21 protein-coding genes and 1 pseudogene are annotated in these 20,678 nt (G+C 64.0%); 15 read left to right on the top strand and 7 right to left on the bottom strand.

Going from position 1 to position 20,678, the window contains the following annotated elements; genetic code table 11:
• Window positions 1-5 precede the first annotated feature (5 nt).
• The 7 genes from RSO01_RS01195 (at window position 6) to RSO01_RS01165 (ending at window position 4,419) form a co-directional block, all read left to right on the top strand.
• Window positions 6-1,145 carry an NAD(P)/FAD-dependent oxidoreductase gene (locus RSO01_RS01195; RefSeq protein WP_147145328.1) on the top strand — a complete coding sequence of 380 codons (1,140 nt, stop codon included), beginning with the start codon at window positions 6-8 and terminating at the stop codon, window positions 1,143-1,145.
• A 97-nt stretch (window positions 1,146-1,242) separates the two neighbouring features.
• Window positions 1,243-1,488: a BufA2 family periplasmic bufferin-type metallophore gene (gene bufA2, locus RSO01_RS01190; RefSeq protein ID WP_147145326.1), complete on the top strand. Its 246-nt coding sequence runs from the start codon at window positions 1,243-1,245 to the stop codon at window positions 1,486-1,488.
• Window positions 1,489-1,718: 230 nt separating this feature from the next.
• On the top strand, window positions 1,719-1,952 hold the full coding sequence (bufA2, locus tag RSO01_RS01185; protein WP_147145324.1) for a BufA2 family periplasmic bufferin-type metallophore: 234 nt from the start codon (window positions 1,719-1,721) through the stop codon (window positions 1,950-1,952).
• 159 nt (window positions 1,953-2,111) lie between these two features.
• Window positions 2,112-2,336, top strand: coding sequence for a BufA2 family periplasmic bufferin-type metallophore (gene bufA2 / locus RSO01_RS01180; protein ID WP_246157931.1), 225 nt, complete (start codon window positions 2,112-2,114; stop codon window positions 2,334-2,336).
• A 139-nt stretch (window positions 2,337-2,475) separates the two neighbouring features.
• On the top strand, window positions 2,476-2,700 hold the full coding sequence (bufA2, locus tag RSO01_RS01175) for a BufA2 family periplasmic bufferin-type metallophore (RefSeq protein ID WP_147145320.1): 225 nt from the start codon (window positions 2,476-2,478) through the stop codon (window positions 2,698-2,700).
• A gap of 86 nt (window positions 2,701-2,786) precedes the next feature.
• On the top strand, window positions 2,787-3,614 hold the full coding sequence (bufB, locus tag RSO01_RS01170; RefSeq protein WP_147145318.1) for an MNIO family bufferin maturase: 828 nt from the start codon (window positions 2,787-2,789) through the stop codon (window positions 3,612-3,614).
• A 10-nt stretch (window positions 3,615-3,624) separates the two neighbouring features.
• Entirely contained in the window at window positions 3,625-4,419 is a 795-nt protein-coding gene (locus RSO01_RS01165; protein WP_170302776.1) for an HvfC/BufC N-terminal domain-containing protein, read from the top strand.
• 391 nt (window positions 4,420-4,810) lie between these two features.
• On the opposite strand, the gene RSO01_RS01160 is transcribed toward RSO01_RS01165, so the two are convergent.
• From RSO01_RS01160 to RSO01_RS01145, 4 genes are all read right to left on the bottom strand, one after another.
• Window positions 4,811-5,911 carry an ABC transporter ATP-binding protein gene (locus RSO01_RS01160; protein ID WP_147145313.1) on the bottom strand — a complete coding sequence of 367 codons (1,101 nt, stop codon included), beginning with the start codon at window positions 5,909-5,911 and terminating at the stop codon, window positions 4,811-4,813.
• Window positions 5,912-5,925: 14 nt separating this feature from the next.
• Entirely contained in the window at window positions 5,926-6,822 is an 897-nt protein-coding gene (locus tag RSO01_RS01155; RefSeq protein ID WP_147145311.1) for a carbohydrate ABC transporter permease, read from the bottom strand.
• Entirely contained in the window at window positions 6,819-7,769 is a 951-nt protein-coding gene (locus RSO01_RS01150; RefSeq protein ID WP_373867861.1) for a carbohydrate ABC transporter permease, read from the bottom strand. The genes RSO01_RS01155 and RSO01_RS01150 overlap by 4 nt, the downstream gene beginning before the upstream one ends.
• A 103-nt stretch (window positions 7,770-7,872) precedes the next feature.
• A complete protein-coding gene (locus RSO01_RS01145; protein WP_147145309.1) occupies window positions 7,873-9,219 on the bottom strand; it encodes an ABC transporter substrate-binding protein in 1,347 nt (448 codons plus the stop codon).
• 326 nt (window positions 9,220-9,545) lie between these two features.
• On the opposite strand from RSO01_RS01145, the gene RSO01_RS01140 reads away from it, so the two are divergent.
• Complete coding sequence (locus tag RSO01_RS01140) at window positions 9,546-10,679, top strand: sterol desaturase family protein (RefSeq protein ID WP_218037205.1); 1,134 nt, start codon at window positions 9,546-9,548, stop codon at window positions 10,677-10,679.
• 43 nt (window positions 10,680-10,722) lie between these two features.
• Here the strand turns inward: RSO01_RS01140 and RSO01_RS01135 are convergent, their stop codons facing one another.
• On the bottom strand, window positions 10,723-11,847 hold the full coding sequence (locus tag RSO01_RS01135) for a Fic family protein (protein WP_147145305.1): 1,125 nt from the start codon (window positions 11,845-11,847) through the stop codon (window positions 10,723-10,725).
• Between the two features lie 210 nt (window positions 11,848-12,057).
• On the opposite strand from RSO01_RS01135, the gene RSO01_RS01130 reads away from it, so the two are divergent.
• Genes RSO01_RS01130 through RSO01_RS01115 form a run of 4 tightly spaced genes read left to right on the top strand, consistent with a single transcriptional unit; the run spans window position 12,058 to window position 15,888 of the window.
• Window positions 12,058-13,269, top strand: a complete 1,212-nt coding sequence (locus RSO01_RS01130) for an LLM class flavin-dependent oxidoreductase (protein ID WP_147145303.1) — start codon at window positions 12,058-12,060, stop codon at window positions 13,267-13,269.
• Between the two features lie 25 nt (window positions 13,270-13,294).
• Window positions 13,295-13,840, top strand: coding sequence for an AAA family ATPase (locus RSO01_RS01125; RefSeq protein WP_147145301.1), 546 nt, complete (start codon window positions 13,295-13,297; stop codon window positions 13,838-13,840).
• Between the two features lie 39 nt (window positions 13,841-13,879).
• Complete coding sequence (locus RSO01_RS01120) at window positions 13,880-14,905, top strand: MBL fold metallo-hydrolase (protein ID WP_147145299.1); 1,026 nt, start codon at window positions 13,880-13,882, stop codon at window positions 14,903-14,905.
• Complete coding sequence (locus RSO01_RS01115) at window positions 14,902-15,888, top strand: CobW family GTP-binding protein (protein ID WP_147145297.1); 987 nt, start codon at window positions 14,902-14,904, stop codon at window positions 15,886-15,888. The genes RSO01_RS01120 and RSO01_RS01115 overlap by 4 nt, the downstream gene beginning before the upstream one ends.
• 413 nt (window positions 15,889-16,301) lie before the next feature.
• On the opposite strand, the gene RSO01_RS01110 is transcribed toward RSO01_RS01115, so the two are convergent.
• Both RSO01_RS01110 and RSO01_RS01105 read right to left on the bottom strand, forming a co-directional pair.
• The gene (locus tag RSO01_RS01110) at window positions 16,302-17,405 is read right to left on the bottom strand and encodes a 2OG-Fe(II) oxygenase (protein WP_147145295.1); all 1,104 of its coding nucleotides are present in this window, start codon (window positions 17,403-17,405) and stop codon (window positions 16,302-16,304) included.
• Between the two features lie 17 nt (window positions 17,406-17,422).
• The gene (locus tag RSO01_RS01105) at window positions 17,423-18,523 is read right to left on the bottom strand and encodes a TIGR03617 family F420-dependent LLM class oxidoreductase (protein WP_147145293.1); all 1,101 of its coding nucleotides are present in this window, start codon (window positions 18,521-18,523) and stop codon (window positions 17,423-17,425) included.
• 123 nt (window positions 18,524-18,646) lie between these two features.
• Between RSO01_RS01105 and RSO01_RS01100 the strand changes: the two genes are divergently transcribed.
• From RSO01_RS01100 to RSO01_RS01090, 3 genes and pseudogenes are all read left to right on the top strand, one after another.
• On the top strand, window positions 18,647-19,621 hold the full coding sequence (locus RSO01_RS01100; protein ID WP_147145291.1) for an SDR family oxidoreductase: 975 nt from the start codon (window positions 18,647-18,649) through the stop codon (window positions 19,619-19,621).
• Window positions 19,622-19,683: 62 nt separating this feature from the next.
• Entirely contained in the window at window positions 19,684-20,385 is a 702-nt protein-coding gene (locus tag RSO01_RS01095; RefSeq protein WP_147145289.1) for a hemerythrin domain-containing protein, read from the top strand.
• Between the two features lie 5 nt (window positions 20,386-20,390).
• Window positions 20,391-20,657 (top strand): annotated as a pseudogene (locus RSO01_RS01090) (hypothetical protein); the annotation flags it as partial.
• Between the last annotated feature and the right edge of the window lie 21 nt (window positions 20,658-20,678).

The following is a 20,678-nucleotide window of genomic DNA, read 5'->3' as shown; positions in this document are numbered from 1 at the left end:
GGCGCATGCAGGATTTCGATTTCGCCGTCATCGGCGCCGGCATTGCCGGGGTGTCCGTCGCCTATCACCTTGCGCCCAAGGCAAGCGTGATCATTCTCGAGGGCGAGCACGTGCCCGCCTATCATACGACCGGGCGTTCGGCAGCGCTGCACTCGGAGACTTACGGCAGCCCGGAGATCCGCGCCATCACCGTGGCGTCCGGCCGGTTCTACCGCAAGCCGCCCACGGGCTTTGCCGACCATCCCCTGCTGACGCCGCGCGGCGCGATCATCGCCGGACGTGCCGAGCAGCAGGCGGCGATGCAGAAGAACGCCGCCGACTTCGCCGGCCTGGTGCCGAGCGTGCGTTGGCTGGAGCCGGCCGAGGTGCTGCGCCGCCAGCCCCTGCTCAAGCCGGAGGCCGCGGCGGGCGGCGCGATCTTCGAGCCGGAGGCTGACGACATGGACGTCGCGGCGATCCATGGCGGCTTCCTCAAGGGCGCGCGCGCAGCCGGCGCCGTGCTGCGCCTCGATGCCGAGGTCATCGATCTCGAGGCCAGCGATGGACTGTGGACCATTGGTCTGCGCGACGGCGAGAAGCTTCGCGCCAGCAACATCATCAATGCCTCGGGCGCCTGGGCGGACGTGGTGGCGGCGATGGCGGGTGCCGAATCGGTCGGGCTCATTCCCAAGCGGCGCACGGCCTTCACCTTCGATTCGCCGGCCGGCCTCGACCTCACGCACATGCCGATGGTGATCGACTTCGACGAGAGCTGGTACATCAAGCCCGAGGTCGGGCAGTTCCTGGGATCGCTCGCCGACGAGACACCCTCGCCGCCCTGTGACGCACAACCGGAGGAGATCGACGTCGCCACCGCCGTCGAACGCATCGAGACGGCGACGACGCTGTCCATCCGGCGCATCAAGAACAAGTGGGCGGGGCTGCGCAGCTTCGTCGCCGACAAGAACCTGGTCGTTGGTTACGACCCCAAGGTTGAAGGCTTCTTCTGGCTCGCGGGACAGGGCGGCTATGGCATCCAGACCGGCGAGGCGGCCGGGCGCCTTGCCGCAAGCCTTGCGCTGGGCAAGGGCCTGCCATCCGACATCGCTGCATTGGGAGTGAGCGACGGTGCACTTTCGCCCGCACGCTTCATGCGCCTCACATGACAGTGATCGAAAAATCACGCATGGTCGCTCAGGCCTGACTTCACGTGGGGAAGCGCGGGAGTCATGGTCGATGGGCAATTTCAGTTGGGAGGGAAACATGACCAGGAAGACTCTCGCCGCCACGGCGACCGCGATCTTCGCCGCCGGCACTCTTGTCACCGTCGCGCACGCACAGACCGCCGGCTCGGTGAAGTGCACGGGCATCAATTCATGCAAGGGCACCAGCGCCTGCAAGACCGCCAACTCCGCCTGCAAGGGCCAGAACGCCTGCAAGGGCCAGGGCTGGACCTCGACCACCGATGTGGTGAGCTGCACCACCCGTGGCGGCAAGGTCGTGGAGTAGGATCGGTCAGCTCATCGTCTTCGTCCTCCGGACCGCCAGCCTCTGGCCGGCATCATGATCATGAGCCGGCCAGAGGCCGGCGGTCCGGAAGATCATGAGCGCTCTCTGTTTTCACCAAAGCGTGAAACCCGCCGGGTGATCGCCCCTGACCGACCGGCCGTAGATCGGCATGCAGGCCAGCCTGCCGCAACGGCACATCGCCGTTCGCGTCTTCCAGGGAGTCTCCCATCATGACCAAGCGTACTCTCGTGGCGACTGCCGCCGCTCTTTTCGCCGCCGGCACGCTCGCCACGGCCGTCCAGGCCCAGACCACCAAGTGCAGCGGCGCCAACGCCTGCAAGGGCACCAGCGCCTGCAAGACCGCCAATTCGGCGTGCAAGGGCCAGAATGCCTGTAAGGGCCAGGGCTGGACGGAAGCCGCCAATGCCGGCGAGTGTACCGCCAAGGGCGGCAAGGTGATGTAACGAACCGGCTTGCCGGATGACGGGCGCCGCGAGCGATCGCGGCGCCCGCTTCGTTTTCACCAAAGCGTTACCACCGTCGTTGATCGGCTCTGCTGCGGCGCACGTAGACGGGGAGCAACGCCATCAGCGCGTTGCTTCGCCATTAGGGAGATGATCGTCATGACCAAGCGCACTCTCGCGGCCACCGCCGCCACCGTCTTTGCCGTGAGCACCTTCGCGGCCGCCGCCCACGCCCAGGTCGCCTGCTCGGGCGCCAACGCCTGCAAAGGGCAGAGCGCGTGCAAGAGCGCCTCTTCTGCGTGCAAGGGCCAGAATGCCTGCAAGGGCCAGGGTTTCGTGATGACCGGCACGTCCTTCGAGTGCACGGTCATCAAGAGCAAGTAGCGCACAGTGCAGCCAGGACGGGTATCCGGCCGGATGCCCGTCCTGGCCATTCATAGATTGTGTGATTCCACCGTGCGGTACATACTTCTGCCGCTCGGCCGGCAACGACCGGTCCGGGTCCAACACAGGGAGAAGTTAGATGAACGCCAAGACGATTGTTGCCACTGCTGCCACCGCGTTCGCGGTCGCCACCTTCGCGACAGCCGCATCCGCCCAGGTCCCGTGCACCGGCGTCAACGCCTGCAAGGGCCAGAGCGCCTGCAAGAGCGCCAACAACGCCTGCAAAGGCCAGAACGCCTGCAAGGGCAAGGGCTTCGTCAACGCGGGCAGCACCATCGAGTGCACCGTGCTCAAGTCGAAGTAACTGTCGAACAGTCCTTTGCCGAGGACAGGCGGGCGTCCCGAGAAATCGTGGACGCCCGCTCTTTTCAGGAGGTGTAGACTCATCGTATGAGCGCCGCCGTCGATTTCGGCCTCGGGCTGCGTCCCGAACACTATGAGGAGATCGCCGCCACCCCCGGCCGGGTGAGTTGGTTCGAGGCGCTGTCGGAGAACTACATGGTGCCGGGCGGCAGCCCGCTGCGCTGGCTCGACCGCCTTCGTCGCGACTATCCGATGGCGCTGCATGGCGTCTCCTTGTCGATCGGATCCATCGATCCGCTCGACCGGCGCTATCTCGACGAGCTGAAGGCGCTGGTCGAGCGCGTCGAGCCGATGTGGCTGTCGGATCATCTCTGCTTCACCGGCCTGCGCGGGCAGAACATGCACGACCTGCTGCCTCTGCCCTACACCGAGGAGGCGCTGAACCACGTCGCCGAGCGTGTCATGCAGGTCCAGGACCATCTCGGCCGCCGGCTGGTGCTGGAGAACGTGTCGAGCTACGTCACCTACGCCGCTTCCGAGCTCACCGAATGGGAGTTCATCGCCGAGCTCGCCAAGCGCGCCGACTGCGAGATCCTGCTCGACGTCAACAATATCTACGTCAGCGCCTTCAACCACGAGTTCGACGCCATGGCCTTCCTGCGCGCCATGCCGCGCGAGCGCGTGCGCCAGTTTCACCTGGCCGGCCACACCCACAAGGGGAGCCACATCATCGACACCCACGACGAGCCGATCGTGCCCGACGTGTGGTCGCTCTACGCCGAAGCGGTGAAACTCTTTCCCGGCGTGCCGACCATGATCGAGCGCGATGCCAACATCCCGCCCTATGCTGAATTGCTGGCCGAACTCGACGAGGCGCGGCGCATTGCGGCCAGCGTCACGCGGCGAGCCGCGTGATGAGGGCGGCATGAGCAGCAACGCCGGTTCCTTGGGCGACCTTCAGCGCGCCTTCCAGGATTACCTGCTTGCCGCCAGCGACGGCTTCCAGGGTGCGGTGCGCGACACCAGCAAGGCCGATCGCCTCACCCTGCTCGACGTCTATCGCGACGGCTATGCCCTGCGCCTGATCGAGGCGCTGACGACGGACTATCCCGGCGTGATGGCCATGGCCGGACCGGCCGACTTCGATCACATGGCGCGCGCCTATATCGCCAGCCATCCGTCGCGCCGTCCCTCGGTGCGTTGGTACGGCCGCGATCTCGCCGACTTCCTCAGCTCCACGGAGCCCTATCGTCGCACGCCGGCTGCCGCCGAGATGGCGCGCTTCGAGTGGGCGCTGGGCGAGGCCTTCGATTCGCCCGACGTGACACCGATCACCGCCGACGCGCTGATGGCCTTGCCGCAGGAAGCGTGGGAAACGCTTGCCTTCGCCACCCTGCCCTCGCTGCGCCGACTGATCCTGGCCTTCGAGGTGCCTCAGGCCTGGCAGCGCCGAGAGGAGGTCCAGCCGGGCGATCTTTTAGTCGAGCGCGCACCTGGGCCGCTCACCTGGGCGATCTGGCGCCCCGATCTGGTGTCAAACTTCCGCTCCCTGGACACCGACGAGGCGGCAATGCTCGACGCGCTGGTCGAGGGTCGCTCTTTCCCCGAATTGTGCGAAGCCGTCGCGCCGTTTACCGGCGAGGCGCAGGCGCCGGCCCGTGCCGCTGGCCTGTTACGGGCCATGGTCGAGGGTGGCATGATCGCGGAGTATCGTTACTAACTTCCCTTCCGCCGCCGGCCTCAATATGGTCGCGCGCAGGAGGACGAAGGAGAACGAGAGCGAATGCGGACGTGGCGGAACCGGTAGACGCAACGGACTTAGACGGATGGTTTGAGTGCTCGCCGGGAAACCGGCGATGCAGAACTGCTCAAAGTCGGGGAAACCTTCAATGGCAATCCCGAGCCAAGCCCGGCAACGGGAAGGTGTAGAGACTAGACGGGCAGCACCTAAAGCAATCGCCAAGGTGAAGGGATAGTCCAGACCACGAACGGCCATCCTGCCGAACGGCTGGATGGCGCGGCGGCGAAAGCCGAAGTGGTATGAAAATCCGTTGAGGGCAACCTCGTGAGGGTTCGATTCCCTCCGTCCGCACCACTCCTCTCGAATCCTTTCAGAGCACCTTGCCCGTGCTGTCGTCGATCAGGTGCATGTTGCTGAGGTCCGCCCTGAGCTTCATGGGCTTTTCTGCCGTCGCGCCGGCGTTGGGATTGACGCGGCCACAGACCTCGGTGCCCTCGATGGTGAAATAGACCAGCGTCTCCATGCCCATCGGCTCGACCACGTCGATCAGGATCTCGAAGTCGTGCTGGTTGGGCTCGATGTGCGGCCGGGTCTCGATGATGTGCTCCGGACGCAGGCCCAGCAGCAGGTTGGGCTTGCCGACATGCGGCGTATAGCGCGCCGTCCGGTCGGCTGGCACCGGGAAGGAAAGCGTATCGCTCAGCCGCAGGCGCAGCGCACCCGCCGCCTGTTCGACGCGGCAGGCGATGAAGTTCATGGCGGGTGAGCCGATGAAGCCGGCAACGAACTTGGTGGCCGGCGAATGATAGAGATCGTTGGGCGAGCCGACCTGCTCGATCAGCCCGGCGTTCATCACCACGACTCGGTCGGCGAGCGTCATCGCCTCGACCTGGTCGTGGGTGACGTAGACGGTGGTGGTGCGCACCTTCTGGTGCACCTTCTTGATCTCGGTGCGCATCTGCACGCGCAGCTTCGCATCGAGATTGGAGAGCGGCTCGTCGAACAGGAACACCTTGGGATCGCGCACGATGGCGCGGCCCATGGCGACACGCTGACGCTGGCCGCCCGAGAGCTGCTTGGGCTTGCGGTCCAGGAGCTCGGTGATGTCGAGGATCTGCGCCGCCTGCTTCACGCGCCGCTCGATCTCGTCCTTGGGCGTGCGCTTCAGCTTCAGCCCGAATGACATGTTCTCGTAGACGTTCATGTGCGGGTAGAGGGCGTAGTTCTGGAACACCATGGCGATGTCCCGGTCCTTGGGCGGCACGTCGTTGACCACGTCGCCGCCGATGGCGATGTCGCCATCCGAGATTTCCTCGAGCCCCGCGATCATGCGCAAGGTCGTGCTCTTGCCACAGCCCGAGGGCCCGACCAGCACGATGAACTCCTTGTCGACGATGTCGAGGTCGATGCCACGGACGGCCAGGACCTCGTCGTACTTCTTGACGACCTTACGCAGCGTAACTTGTGCCATTTGTCAGTACCCTCTCAGCCCTTGGTCGCGCCGGCCGTCAGACCAGCGACATAGTAGTCCATCAGAAACGTGTAAATGAGAATAGGGGGAGCTGCCGCCATGACGCATGCAGCCATGATCGTACCCCAGGCGAATACGTCGCCGCGAATCAGTTCACGCACGATGCCCACGGTCAGCACCGCTTGATCCGCGCTGTAGAGATAGGCCAGGGGATACAGAAATGCCCCCCAGCCGACTGTGAAAGCGAAGATGGTCGCGGCGATGATCCCCGGCATGGCCACGGGGATGAAGACCTTCAACAGGATCTGTAGATAGTTCGCGCCGTCGATCAGCGCCGCTTCGTCGAGCTCTTTTGGGATGGAGCTGAAATAGCCGATCATGAGCCAGGTGCAGAACGGCACTGCCAAGGTGGGAAACAGCAGAACCAGTACCCAGGTATTATTGATGAGTCCGAGAGCACCGACGATCTGAAACAAGGGGATGAAGAGCAGCGACGGCGGAACCAGGTAGGTCAGGAACACGCCGGTAGAGATCACCTGGCTTCCCTTGAATCCCATCCGCGACAAGCTGAACGCGGCAAGGATGGCGATCGTCATACTCAGGATCACGACGAGCCCCGTGACCCAGACCGAGTTCAGGAAATAGCGTTGGAACTGTGCGTTCGTCGCCAGGTAGATGAAGTTGTCCAGAGTCGGATTCTGCACCACCCACGGACTGCCTTGCTGGGCCGAGATTTCGGCCGACGACTTCAGGCTCGTCATGATCATGTAGAACGGCGGAACAAGGAAGATCACCACGAAGACGCTGAGCGCCGCATAGCTGCCGCCCAGCGCCCAGCGACGCTGTCGCTCCAGGCTGCCGACCTTGGCTTTGCGCGGGGTCGCCTCCGAAGTCGCCATCGTAGTGGTCATGTCGAGACCTCCCTGCTCCGCTTGAGTACATCGCGCAGCACGAAGAAGGCGAGCGTTGCCAGGACCGGGAACATGAACAGGCTGACCGAAGCACCACGCGGAATGTTGCCCGACTCGATTCCGACATTGAATGCATAAGTGGCGAACAGGTGGGTGCTGTCCTGCGGGCCGCCATTGGTCAGGATGCGCACGATGTCGAAGTCGGCAAACGTGACGATCAGGCTATAGAGCATCGTGATCAGGATGATGTTGCGCATCATCGGCAGAGTGATGAACCTGAGCTTCTGCCACGCCGTGGCGCCGTCGATGGCGGCGGCCTCGTAGAGTTGCTCGGGCACCGACTTGAGCGCTGCAAGGTACATGATCATGAAGAAAGGCGCGCCGAACCAGACATTGACGGCAATCACGGCGATGCGCGCGTTCCACGTCGTGCCAAGGAACGGGATCGATTCGAAGCCCAGCCAATTGAGCGTCCAGTTGAGCGCCGAATAGGACGGGTCGAACAGCCACCACCAGGTCAGTGTGGAGAGCGCCAGCGGAATCACCCACGGCACCAACAGCAGGCCGCGCCAAATGCGCTGGTTCCTGCCACGGATGTTGTGCATGAGATGCGCCACAATGAAGCCTATCACCGCCTTCATCACCACCGCGGTGATCGCGAACAGACAGGACTGGAAGATCACCAGCTGGAAGGAGGGGCGCGTCAGCAGGAAGGCAAAATTGTCGAGCCCGACGAAGTGCTCCATCTTGCGGTCGAGCATGCTGAGGAAGATCGCATAGAAGGTCGGATACAGTTTCAGGCCGACGATCAGGACGATCAGCGGAGCGCACAGCAGAAGCGCGGTCGTGGAGCGCCGCCGTGCCAGCTTCTTCAGGCTACCCGCCCGGCGCGACGCCGCCGACGCTTCCGTGCCAATACCGATTGCGATGGTGCGACCGTTGGCCAAACGAGCCTCCTCGATCAGGTGGTGCAAGTCGGCCGCCCCAGAGGACGGCCCTGCCAGTGCGGGCCCAGCCGGCAACGAGGTGCCGGCTGGGACTCAACGGTCGTCAGAGGAACCCTTCGAGCTCGCGATTGCCCCAGGTAATGACTTGGTCGATCGACTCACCCGCCTTCATCTTGGCGAACATGGTGGGAAGCGTGCCCCGGTTGTAGATCTGTACGGCGATCTCCGGAGGTGCCGGCATGTGCGCAAGATGCGGCACCGCGTTGTGCTGCTTGCGGACCGGGTAGTTGAAGAGGCTGCCCTCAGGCGGTCCGATCTTGTCCCACACTTTCGACTCCGCCATCTTCGCGAAAGGCGGCAAGTCATATCCCATGACGGACGTGCTGCGGGCGTCGACGTTGTCCGGCTGCATCAGGAACTCGATCAAGTCCTTTGCCGCACTCTTGTTCTTGGCGAATTGCCAGATCCCCCAGAAATTCATGCTATGCGGCACGAACCTGCCCTTGGGACCTGTCGGCGTGGGGAAATGCCATGTGTCCGCGGCGACGGCTGGCGCGTCGCGGACCGCAACAGCCCAGGCCGAAGGCGGGTTATAGATGAGCGACGCGTTACCGGCGATCAGCGCACGGTTGTTCGATGCATCGTCCCAGCTCTGCGCATCAGCCGGCAGGAACTTCACCAGCTTTTGGCAATATTCCAGCGCCTGCCGCACCGCAGCCGACTTGATCTGGATGTTCCCCTTGGCGTCCACCAGCTCGGCGCCGAAGGAAGCGAAGAGCGAGCCCGCCGTATCGACGTTGTCGGCCGTCGTCCCGAGGCCGATGCCGAACGGCTTGCCTGCCTTGGCGCAGGCCTCGGCCGCCTTGAGCATAGCCTCGTTGTCCCATGCCTTCGCCTCGGCAGTCTCCACGCCAGCCTCGGCCGGATACATCTTCACGACATCGATCCCGGCGTACTCCTTCATCATGCTGATGCGTGCCGCCGGCCCTTTGTTCTGCGTGCCCCAGCTGGACGGCACCGCCACCCACTTGCCCTTGTTCTTGCCGAGATAGTGGGCAACTTCGTTGGCTTCACCGCCGCTGGCGACGAGCCGACCGACGACGTCGTCGACAACCTCGAGCTTGTCGGCGTGTTCACGGACGTTCCAGTTTCCGATGGTGATGATATCGTGGCCACTGCGGGCCTGCGCCTCGGCGTTGATGGTCAGCAGGTTCTGCCGGCCCTGTGAGGTGATGAAATCCGCCTTCACCTCGACCTTGTTCTTGTTGGACCAGGCGGTAACCTGCTTCTTTATCTCGTCGTTGCCGGCGGGTACCCAGTGGTCCCAGAAAAAGACCGAAACCTGCCCGGCGGCGTAGGCGCCGCGAACGAATGGGGCAGCGACCAGTGCCGTCGACGCCGCGGCAGTGGCCGAGACAAAGCGACGACGCCCTACCTTCTTGACTACCATGCATTCCTCCCAATACTTGTTGACTCTGATGAATAGAGTCTTGACGGAATGCTAGGCATATGCCGCAGGACAAGCAATGCATTTTCGGCGGACCCGACCGATTCTGCCCACCATGCGCCCGGTGAGAACCAGCCGCCGCGTCATCTTCCAGTCCACTTGAGAAGTATTCGCGGTGTCCGATTTTCACGTCGACGGCCCGGAGAACGCGGCAATACAGACGACACAATCGGCAGCGTTTGCAACACGGCAGCGATACGCGACATGATTAAACGGATACCTGCCGGAGAGTGCCGACCAACAGGGGTGCCATGAGGCCGACGTCGATCGTGAGGAAGCCTACCGCCGTTTTTCGCCAGACCGGTTCTCTCGAGGTCGGGCAAGGCAAGATCACCGGAATCATCGCCCTGACACTGGGCGGGCTTGCCGTCCTGTCGGTGCTCGCCTTCCATTTTCCCGAATACTTGACCACGCCGGATCTGCGCAAGAAGTACGACGTGAACGTTCTTCGCGAAGTCCTGCTCGTAGGGATGGTGATCGGCGGCGGTCTCGCCCTTGCCAACCTTGTCCGGTTGCGCAATCGCTGGCTGAACGGCACCGCCCTCCTCCTGATCGGCATTGCCGTGGCCGCGGGTGGCCATCGCGTTCCAGTCGGCGACTTTCCAGACAACACGCCCTACATCGGACTCGATTGGTTCGTGCTCGACCTGCTGGGCTCCAGCTTGGTGTTCATCCTGATCGAGAAGCTGTTTCCGCTGCATCGCGGACAGCCCGTCTTCCGGCCGGACTGGCAAGTCGACTTCACGCATTTCGTGATCAACCACCTTCTCGTCGGACTGGCGCTGGTGATCGTCAACTTCGCCATCCACCGTCTGTTCGGCTGGCTGGTCTACGCGCCGCTTCAGAAGTGGGTCGGTGGACTGCCGTTCTTTGCCGAGTTGTTCTTCGCGCTGCTGGTCGCCGATCTGGTCCAATACTGGACGCACCGGGCGTATCACGAGATTCCATTCCTCTGGCGCTTCCACGCGGTCCATCACAGCGCCAAGCACATGGACTGGATGGCCGGCTCCCGGCTGCATCTGTTCGAGCTCCTGACGACGCGCGTGTCGATCCTGGGCGTTCTATACGTGCTCGGTTTCACCGAAGCGGTCATGAACGTCTACATCGTCATCGTCGGCTTCCAGGCGGTGTTCAACCACGCGAACGTCGCCCTGCCGACCGTCTTTGCCCGCGCGCCGCTGAAGTGGCTGATCGTGACGCCCGACTTCCATCATTGGCATCACAGCTCGGAGCGGGAAGCCATCGACCGCAACTACGCCGCCCATTTCGCCTTCATCGACTACCTGTTCGGCACGGCCGTGAAGTCGGACCGGCGTTTCCCGGGAACGTACGGCGTGTTGGGCGACTACATGCCGAATGGCTACGTTCGGCAGCAGCTCTTCCCCTTTACCTGGCGGCATTGATTTCCCGCCGGGAGCAGACCCCGGACGCGATCAATTCCATCCCCTATCGGCTTATCTCGCCTGAACGCGGAAGGTTCAGATGATACCGGGTGTGCTTCAGCTGCCCTGTCTTCGTGAGTGCCCCTCTTGAAACGAGGTCCTGCAGGTCGCGCGTCGCCGTCGCACGCGATGTTCGCGTGATGGCGATGTAGTTCTCGGCGCTCAGGCCGCCTTTGAAGCCGTCAATTCCTTCCCTGAACATTCTCGCGACGGCCTTGTCCTGACGGTCGTTCATCTGGCCACGCACCCGCTCATAGAACTTTGCCTTGGCGAGGTAGAATTCCAACCGCTTGAGGGACGTTGCCTGCGCGTCAAGGATGACCTGGCCAAAGTACGTCAACCAATCGGTGATATCGTTGGCCTTGTTGTTCCGCTCCAGCGCCGCGTAGTAGTCTTTGCGCCTGCGTTCAATCGTCTGCGCCAATGCGATAAGGCTTGGTTGACCAAGATTTTGCGCCAGAGCCTTTTCCGAAATCGCCCGTCCGATGCGGCCATTGCCGTCTTCAAAGGGATGGATGCTCTCGAAATAGAGATGCGCGATCCCCGCCCGGGCAATCGACGACAGCGCCTTCTTCCCGCGTTGGGCGGATTCATTGAACCAGGCATTGAAAGCCTTCATCTCCTTCGACACCTGATTCGAAGGTGGCGCCTCGAAATGAATCCTCCGTCGGTGCAGCGGTCCGGAAACGACCTGCATGGGATCGCCGCGCTTTCGGTAGCCGCCGATCACCGAGACGTCACGGCTTCCCTTCAAGAGCATCCTGTGCCAACGAAACAACATCCGGTCGGACAGCGGCGACGCGAAGGTGCGATAGAGATCCACCATCATCTCGGCGATGCCACGCTCCGCCGGGGAAATGCGTGGCCTGTCCGGTCCCAGGCCAAACTGATGAAGGAGCGAGGACTGAACGCTGTCACGATTGAGAAGTTCACCCTCGATCTCGGACGTCTTGACCGCCTCATCGCTGATCAGTTCGATCTTGAGTCGATCCTGATCGGCCGCGCTGACATGCTTGCAAGCCCCGATGAACTCGCCGGAACGCAGCAGAAATTGCCGCTCAAACGGCTCCAAGGCTACCGAATCGTAACAGAACTCGGGCCAGTCGGACTGCTCCCAGTTCCACTTCATGAGTTATAAGTGCCCTTTCTATAGCTCAGTATGGTTCAAATCATGAGTTATAGCAATGAATGTCATAACTCAGTTCTCAGCTCTTTCTGTCAGTGGCGAGTGCCATCTCCACACTCGTCTTGACCAGTGAAACGGCGGTGGTGCCAGCCCCTTTGCATCCCGACCGTTTTTGCGCATTCTCGGCGGCATAACCCCGGGAAGGACCAGCGCATGAAGTTCGGCATCTTCTATGAGTTGCAGCTGCCGCGTCCCTGGAAGGAGGGCGACGAGCACCGGCTCTACCAGAATGCGCTCTCCCAGCTCGAGCTCGCCGACAAGCTGGGCTACGACTACGCCTGGGAGGTCGAGCACCACTTCCTGGAAGAATATTCCCACTCGCCTTCGCCCGCCTCGTTCCTTGCGGCGGCCAGCCAGCGCACCAAGCAGATCCGGTTGGGACACGGCATTCTGCAGCTCACCACCAACCACCCCGCCCACATTGCCGAGCGCGTCGCCTGCCTCGACCTGCTGTCGAGTGGCCGCGCCGAGTTCGGCATGGGCGAGAGCGCCTCGATCACCGAGCTGGAGCCGTTCGACGTCATCATGGAGAACAAGCGCGAGGTCTTCGAGGAGGCCGTGCGCGCCATCATCCCGATGTTCAAGGACGGGCCCAGCGAGCACCAGGGCAAGTACTTCAACTTCCCGCTGCGCATGGTCGTCCCGAAGCCGATGCAGAAGCCGCATCCGCCGCTCTGGGTCGCCTGCTCGCAGCTCGAGACCCTGGCCAAGTGCGGCGAATGGGGCATGGGCGCGCTCGGCTTCCAGTTCGTCTCGGCCGACGCCGCGCACGCCTGGGTGCACGCCTACTACAACGCCTTCGTGAAGCGGCAGAAGCTTTTGGCCGACTACAAGACCAATCCCAACATCGCCTTGGTCTCGTTCTTCATGTGCGCCAAGACCGATGAGGAGGCGCGCGCCCGCGCCGACGGCGACACCTTCTTCCAGTTTTCACTGCGCTTCTACGGCGCATCGAGCGACCGCCGCCGGCCGCCGGCCGGCACGGTCAACATGTGGGAGGAGTACCAGAAGTGGAAGGCGGCCAATCCCGAGGCCCATGCCGCGGCCCTGCGCGGCGGCCTGATCGGCTCGCCCGACACGATCCGCCGCAAGCTGCGCAAGTTCCAGGAATCCAACATCGACCAGGTCGTGCTGCTGAACCAGGCCGGCAAGAACACGCATGAGCACATCTGCGAATCGCTGGAGCTGTTCGCCAAGGAAGTGATGCCCGAGTTCCAGGAGGCGCATCCCAAGCTGCTCAAATGGAAGGAGCAGGTGCTGAACCGCGACATCCAGCTCGACGAGATCGACACCACGGCCTTCACCGACCGCTACGGCGGCACCATGAAGGCGATCGCGCCAGCCAAGGCCCAAGCGGCGGAATAGGGCCGCGGAGTAGCCTCCGCCGGACATGGCCCGGGTCCATATTCTAGGCGCCTCCGGCTCGGGCACGACGACGCTGGGGGCAGCCCTCGCCGACCATCTTCGGCATCCGCATATCGACGCCGACACGCTCTTCTGGCTGCCAACGGACCCGCCGTTCACGACGAAGCGGCCAAAGGACGAACGGCAGGCGATGCTGCATCGGCTGCTCCCTGCATCGGGGCAATGGGTATTCTCGGGATCGGCGCCGGAATGGGCCACGGCACTCGAGCCGTTCTACGATCTCGTCGTCTTCCTGCGGCTGGACCGGGCAGTCCGCATGGAGCGCCTACGGCGGCGCCAGGTGGTGCAGTACCGCGGGCGTATCGAAGCGGGCGGCGACATGGCGGCGGCTAATGTCGAATTCATGAAATGGGCTGAGGCCTACGATGTCGCGGGGCCGGAGCTGCGTAGCCTGTTCGTTCACGAGACTTGGTTGGCGACGCTGAAGGTTCCCGTGCTCCGACTTGATTCTGCCGCTCCTCTGAAAGAACTCGTCTTTGCTGTTCTCTCAAGGCTCGATCACAGGCAATAATCCGCCGCGGTTTCAACCTTGTAGAGTGGTGGCTTACCCATGACCGACGAGACGAACCAACCGCCTGCCCTCGCCGTCATCGATTCCCTTGGCGTCGACGTCCTCACCGACAATGTCAGCGACACCTATGTCAGCAAGACGACCTTCGCGGTGTCGGAGTTCGCAAACGTCGTGCTTGCCGGTGCGACGGAAATCTCCGGCGAGACACTTCTTGCCGCCAACCTGGGCTACGGCCTGCGGCTGCGCTCGAAGCTCGGCGGCCGCCAGCACACGATGCTGTTCGACACCGGCACCGAGGGCGCCGTCTTCATCCGCAACTGCCGCAACCTCGGGCTCGACCTCGGCACGGTCGAGGAGATTGCGATCACGCATGGCCATTGGGACCACATGGGCGCCCTGCCGGCCGCGATCGACGCCATCGTCAAGCGGCGCGGCCGCAACGCGGTCACGGTGCACGTCAATCCCGGCATGTTCAACGAACGCGGCGTGCTGCTGAAGAGCGGCACCATCTTCCCCGCCGCCCGGGTGCCGACGCCGGCCCAGATGGAGGAGCGCGGCGCCAAGGTCGTCAACGACGGCAAGGCCCGCCTGCTGCTCGACGGCCACTTCTACTACAGCGGCGAGATCCCGCGCGTCAGCTCCTTCGAGACCGGCCGTGAGGACCATCTCTGCCGCAAGGACAACTCCGAGGACTGGCGGCCCGATCCCTACCTGATGGACGAACGCATGCTGATCGCCAACGTGCGCGACCTCGGGCTGATCGTGTTCAGCGCCTGCAGCCACGCCGGCATCGTCAACGTCTGCACCGAGACGCGGCGGCTGTTTCCCGGCATCCCGATCCACGCCGTCATGGGCGGCCTGCACCTGGGCGGCGTCATGGAGCATCTGATCCCGCAGACGGTGGAGGCGCTGAAGCCGTTCGACATCCGCAATCTCATCACCGGCCACTGCACCGGCTGGCGGGCCCTGCATGCGCTGGCCGACGCCTATGGTGAGCGGGTCAGCCAGTCGGCCGTCGGCACCAGCTACACGTTCGACGCCGCGGCACCGCCGGCCGGCGCATGACGTCGCCCGCGACGTTCACCGTACCGCGCCGTGCCAGAAAACTGCCGGTGACCCTGGTCACCGGCTTTTTGGGCAGCGGCAAGACCACGCTGGTCAACCACATCCTGTCGAACCGCGACGGCGTGAAGGCCGCGGTGCTGGTGAACGAGCTGGGCGAGATCGGCATCGACAACGACCTGATCGTCGCAGCCGAAAGCGGCATGATCGAGCTCAGCAACGGCTGCATCTGCTGCTCGACCAACAACGACCTTCTGGACAGCATTGTACGCGTGCTGAGCCGGCCCGACCCGGTCGACCACATCCTGGTCGAGACCACGGGCGTCGCCGATCCGCTGCCCGTCGCGCAGACGTTCCAGCGGCCGGAGTTCCGCGACGCCTTGCGGCTCGACGCCATCGTCGCCGTTGCGGACGCCGAGCAGTTCAGCCTCGATCTGTTCGACAGCCCCGCCGTGCGCAGCCAGCTCCGCCACGCCGACGCCATCCTGGTCAACAAATGTGACCGTGTGGGCGAGGAGCGTCTTGGCAGTGTCGAGGGGAAGATCCGCGCAGTGAACGCCGAGGCGCGATTGCTGCGCACCACGCGCAGCGCCGCACCGTTGCCGCTGATCCTCGATGTCGACCTGCATCGGCCGGCGTCTCACGACCACGGCCATCATCACGCCCACCTCGATGAGGACGGCTTCGTCTCACTGTCCTTCGAAAGCGACCGTCCCTTCTCGGTCGCCCGCTTCCAGGCATTTCTCGACGACCGGCCGCCCGGCCTGTTCCGCGGCAAGGGCTTCCTGTGGCTGGCCGAGACCGGCAAGCGCTATGTCTTCCACCTCGTCGGCAGCCGTTTCTCGCTGGACGAAGACCCGTCGGCAGCCGGCGCCAACCGCCTGGTCCTGATCGGACGGCAGCTCGACACCGAGGAACTCCGGCAAGGTCTTTTGCGGTGCCGCGTCGACGCAAACGGGATCGCGTTCGCGCGACCCCGCAGCTAGTGTCTGCAAGCCATTGATGCGCAAACGACGCGTCGCGAGCCGCGGCTCGATCGCAGGCCGGGGCGAATTCCCGCTATTTTCCGCAAGACCCGCATGGCCCGACAAGCCATTGAATCTTCGGCCTTTTTGAATTTGCGCAATTTCCGCAGGCGGTTTTCACCCTGTGGCAAGGCCGGCGGCTTCGGGTGGCTTCGCTCGGGACGACAGATGGCTGGACCCGGCAGGGCTGCTGCCGGGCGCCATGATATCGGATGGACGATGCATAGAGCAGAGCCGCCGGGAGGCGGGCGCAGGAGCAGTATAACTTAGGTGCTTTAATGAATCAACTGCGGTTCTAATTATTGCGCCCCATAAGGGGCGTCGCGACGCAATTTCTCCAGGGTCGAAGGCCGGTGCCAGCAGTGCTGGCAATCTCACCGGACCGGCGCGCGGCCTCCGCTGCGCGCTTCGACGAAGTCCTTGTTGCGTTCACGCAGTGCCGCATCGGCCGCACCGTACAGGAACGGGAGGTAGGCGTAGCGAACGCCTTTCGTCACCGCTGTCGCCTCATGCAACAGCGTGCACGAGAACACGACCGCCCCGCCGGCCGGTGCGCGATAGAGGCGGTCGCCGAATTCCGGGAAACGGAGATCGCCTCCCTCATAGTCCGCATTCAGATTGATGGTCACCGCAAACCGGCGATGGGCGGTACCCGCGGTGGTGTTGTCGCGATGCGGCCGGAAGTAGCCGCCGACGCCGGCGTCGTAGCAGGCCACGATATGGCGCTCGATGCGGGTCGCCTCGAATTGGAAGGCGCGTCTGATCTCAGGTGCGAGGCGGTCGTGCACGCGATGCATCGCCGTATCACGCAGGATCGGGTCGTCGATCGGGCAGTCCTGTCGGCGCTTGAAGCTATGGTCGATCGAACCCACGGTGACGCCATCCCGCTGCGTCATGAAGCCGGAGTCATGCCCGCCGCGCAGCCTGTAGTAGTCGATCAGCCGCCTGCAGAGTGCGGGCTCGAATATCCGTTCCATGATCAGGACGGGGGCGTGATTGATGCTGCCCTGGGCGGCCTGGTAGCTCTCGAGGTTCCGCAGGCCTGCGACGATCGGAGCGAGGTATGGCTTGCGCTCGACGAAGTCGAGCATCTGCAGCAGGCGGTAGTTGCGGTCCAGCACGAAGATCCGGGGCGCTACCGGACCGTCCGTCTTGGCGAGCAGCCCAAAGCTTCGCGCGGCGGACCTGTCATAGTCCATCAGGTAACGGATGCCGGGCATCTCCTCGGCGATGGCAAACGCGTCGACGTGATCCGGGCTCGAAACGATGTAGAACAACGAAGCCAGCACGTCGTCGAACGCGGACCGGACGCTCCTCAGCTCGGTCATGAACGCCTCGAGCGCCGGCGAGGCCGGCGCCCCCGGGAAGACAAGGATCAGGTTGCGCCCCGTGCACGTCTCGAGCCGAAACTCGGCGTTGTCGGGACTGGGCAAGGTGAGCGGCGGCAGGCGTTCGAACTGTTTCGGCGTTCGGGACATGGCCGGTTTGGCTCGAATCAATGCGATGTGCCGGTGATCGCGCGGCGGGCCTTGTCGAGGCTCTCGCCCTGGATCGTGCCGGCAAGATCGCGCAGGCGCTCCCGGTCGGCGACGTTATTGACCGGGATCGAGAACTCGCAGTGGGTGACGACGCCGCCGTAGCGGTCGGAGAGTTTGCGCGCGATCTGGTCGTAGGTGCCGATTGTCACGTAGGTATGGAGGATGTCGTCGGTGATGTACTTCGGCATCTCCTCCCAGCGCTGGGCGCGCGACAGGAGCTTCAGCTCGTCGGCCAGGTCGCCGAGGCCGTGATGGACGAAGGCCGCGCGATACTGCGGCGTCGAGCCATAGAACGAGATGCGGGCGCGCACGTCGACGATCTTCTTCGCGAGCTCCTCCTCGGTGGCAGCGGTGGCGACCAGCGGCTTCATGCAGACCTGGAACTGGTCGAGCGAGCGGCTCGCCTTGGCCGCACCGGCCCGCACCGCCGGCAGCATGACCTCGGCGATGTACGAAGGCGTACACACCGGATGAGGGCGCAGGCCGTCGGCGACCTCGCCGACGATCTGGCTCATTACCGGATTGACCGCGGCGAGTTGGATCGGGATGTCCGGATGCTCGATGGGGCCGGGATTGAACAGCGGCACCATGAGGTTGATGTTGTAGTGCGGTCCCCTCACATCGAGCTTGGCGCCGTTCTGCCAGCAATCCCACACGGCACGCACAGCCTGGACGTACTCGCGGATCCACGGGCCGGCGGGTGATGCGGGCATCCCGAAACGACGCTCGATATGCGCCTTGACCTGTGTGCCGAGCCCCAGCGTGAAGCGCCCACCCGACAATTTCTGCAAGGTCCAGGCGCTCATGGCCGTGACAGTCGGGCTGCGGGGGAAGGCGATGGCGACCGACGTGGCGAGCTTCAACTTCTCGGTCGCCTGGGCGGCGAGCGCCATGATGACGAAGGGATCGTCCTTGGTCTCCTCGACCACCATGCCGTCGTAGCCGATCTCCTCGAGCAGCTTCGCATTGCGGCCGACGCTCGCAAGGTCGAGCGATATTTCAGGCGCCCGCAAGCCGGGATCGACCTTGCCGAGCGGCAGGAGAGTTTCGAGCAGCATTATGTTAGGGAGGATATGAGTGGCAGGCTCCCCTGTCATCCTGAGCGCAGCGAGGATCTCATGCCGGTTGCAAGCGGCGATGAGGTCCTTCGTTGTGCTCAGGACGACAGAAGGAGGACGCGTATGAAGGATCTCGCAGGGCGGATCGCCGTCATCACAGGCGGCGGCACGGGCATGGGGCGCGAGCTCGCCCGCCAGCTCGTGGCCGAGGGCTGCAGCATCGCCATGTGCGACGTGTCGGCGGCGGCGATGGCCGAGACCAAGCGCCTGTGCGAGGCCGAGCGCCTGCCGCAGGGGCTGCGCATCACCACGCACCTCGCCGATGTCTCCAACGAGGACGACGTCAAGCGCTTTGCCGCCGAGGTGGCGCGCGACCATGACACCGACAAGATCCATCTGCTGTTCAACAATGCCGGCATCGGCGGCGGCGGCAGCATGATCGTGCACGAGCGCTCGGAATGGGAGCGCACCTTCAACATCTGCTGGTTCGGCGTCTATTACTGCACTCGCGCCTTCCTGCCGATGATGCTGAAGGCCGACCGCGGCCACATCGTCAACACCTCGAGCGTCAACGGCTTCTGGGCGTCGATCGGCCCGATGGTGCCGCACACCGCCTACAGCGCCGCCAAGTTCGCGGTGAAGGGTTTCAGCGAGGCGCTGCAGACCGACCTCAACATGAACGCGCCGCACATCAAGTGCTCCGTGGTGATGCCGGGCCATATCGGCACCTCGATCGTCACCAACTCGCGCAAGATCCAGGCCGGCCACGAGTCGCCCGACTTCACCCCCAAGGAACTGGCCCAGATGCGCGCCCGTGTGGCGTCGATGGGCGTCGATGTCTCCAAGCTCACCGACCAGGACATCGGCAAGCTGGCCCACGAGCGCGCCCGCCGCTTCCTCGAGGATGCGCCGACGACAGCCGCCGAGGCCGCCACGATCATCCTTGACGGCGTCAAGGCCGAGCGCTGGCGCATCCTGGTCGGCAAGGACGCGGAGAAGATCGACCGCATGGTGCGCGACGCGCCGGAGCGGGCCTACGACACCGATTTCTTCCAGACGCTGGCCAAGGAAGTCGGCTGGAAACTCGGCGCCAACTAAGGCGGTCGACGCAACCCTGCCCCTCGCCGCTCGTTTCCCTGTATCGGGAAAGGAGCGGCGTCATGACGAGTTTTTTACGCCGACGTGGTCTGCTGAATGTCGGAATGGCGGGAGGGCTTGTTCTCGCCACACCCGTTGCCGTCAGCGGGGTATATGCCCGTGACGCCAAGAAACCGGGCGCCGACGAAGCCGCCGCACCGCCGGAACAGCTGATGCGCGGTCACGCCATCCTCGCGCGGGTGCTGCTGATTTATGAGAGCGGCCTGCGCCGCGCCGGCCAGGGCGAGGACATTGACCCCGCCGTGTTCGCGCGGGCAGCCGAGATCACCAAAGGCTTCATCCACGGCCACCAGGAGAAGGTCGAGGAGGAGCTGGTGTTCGCCCAGTTCAAGAAGGCCGGCCGCATGGTCGAGCTGGTGGGCGTGCTCGCCGGCCAGCATGCTGCGGGCGCCAAGCTCACCGACAAGATCCTCGCTGCGGCGCCGCAGACCCGCACCAAGGAGCCGCGTGAAGCGATGGGCCGCGACGTCCAGGCGCTGATCGCCATGTATCGTCCCCACATGGCACGCGAAGCGACCGACGTCTTCCCGACGCTGCGCCATCTCGTGACCGCCGAGGAGTACGCCGAGATCGCCGACGAGATGATGAAGCGCGAGCGCCAGGCCGTGGGCGCCGACGGCTTCGAGAAGGTCGCCAAGCAGGTGGCCGAGGTCGAGCAGGTGATCGGGATTGAGGACATCGGCGTGTTCACGCCCAAGAGCTGACGGCCGTGGACGAGGATCTCGAGCGGTTGAGCCGCGAGGAGCTGATTTTCGAAGTGAAGCGCCTGCGCGCAGGCATCCGCGAACATCGCGACAGCTCCGGCCACGATCTCTGCTGGCACCATCCGCAGCTCTGGGGCCTGCTGCCCGAGCCGATCAAGCCCGAGATCGCCGTGCCACCGTGGCCGAAGTTTTTGCGCGGCTGCGTGAAGTACCGGGAGTCTCTCGATCGCCAGAGGCCGGACGCACCGGTCTACGATCAGGAATTCTCAGACTCTTCTGGACCGCGAGCCTCC

The sequence above is a fragment of the Reyranella soli genome (genome assembly GCF_007992495.1).
Lineage (GTDB): Bacteria > Pseudomonadota > Alphaproteobacteria > Reyranellales > Reyranellaceae > Reyranella > Reyranella soli.
This window is presented reverse-complemented; position numbering and strand designations above follow the sequence as displayed.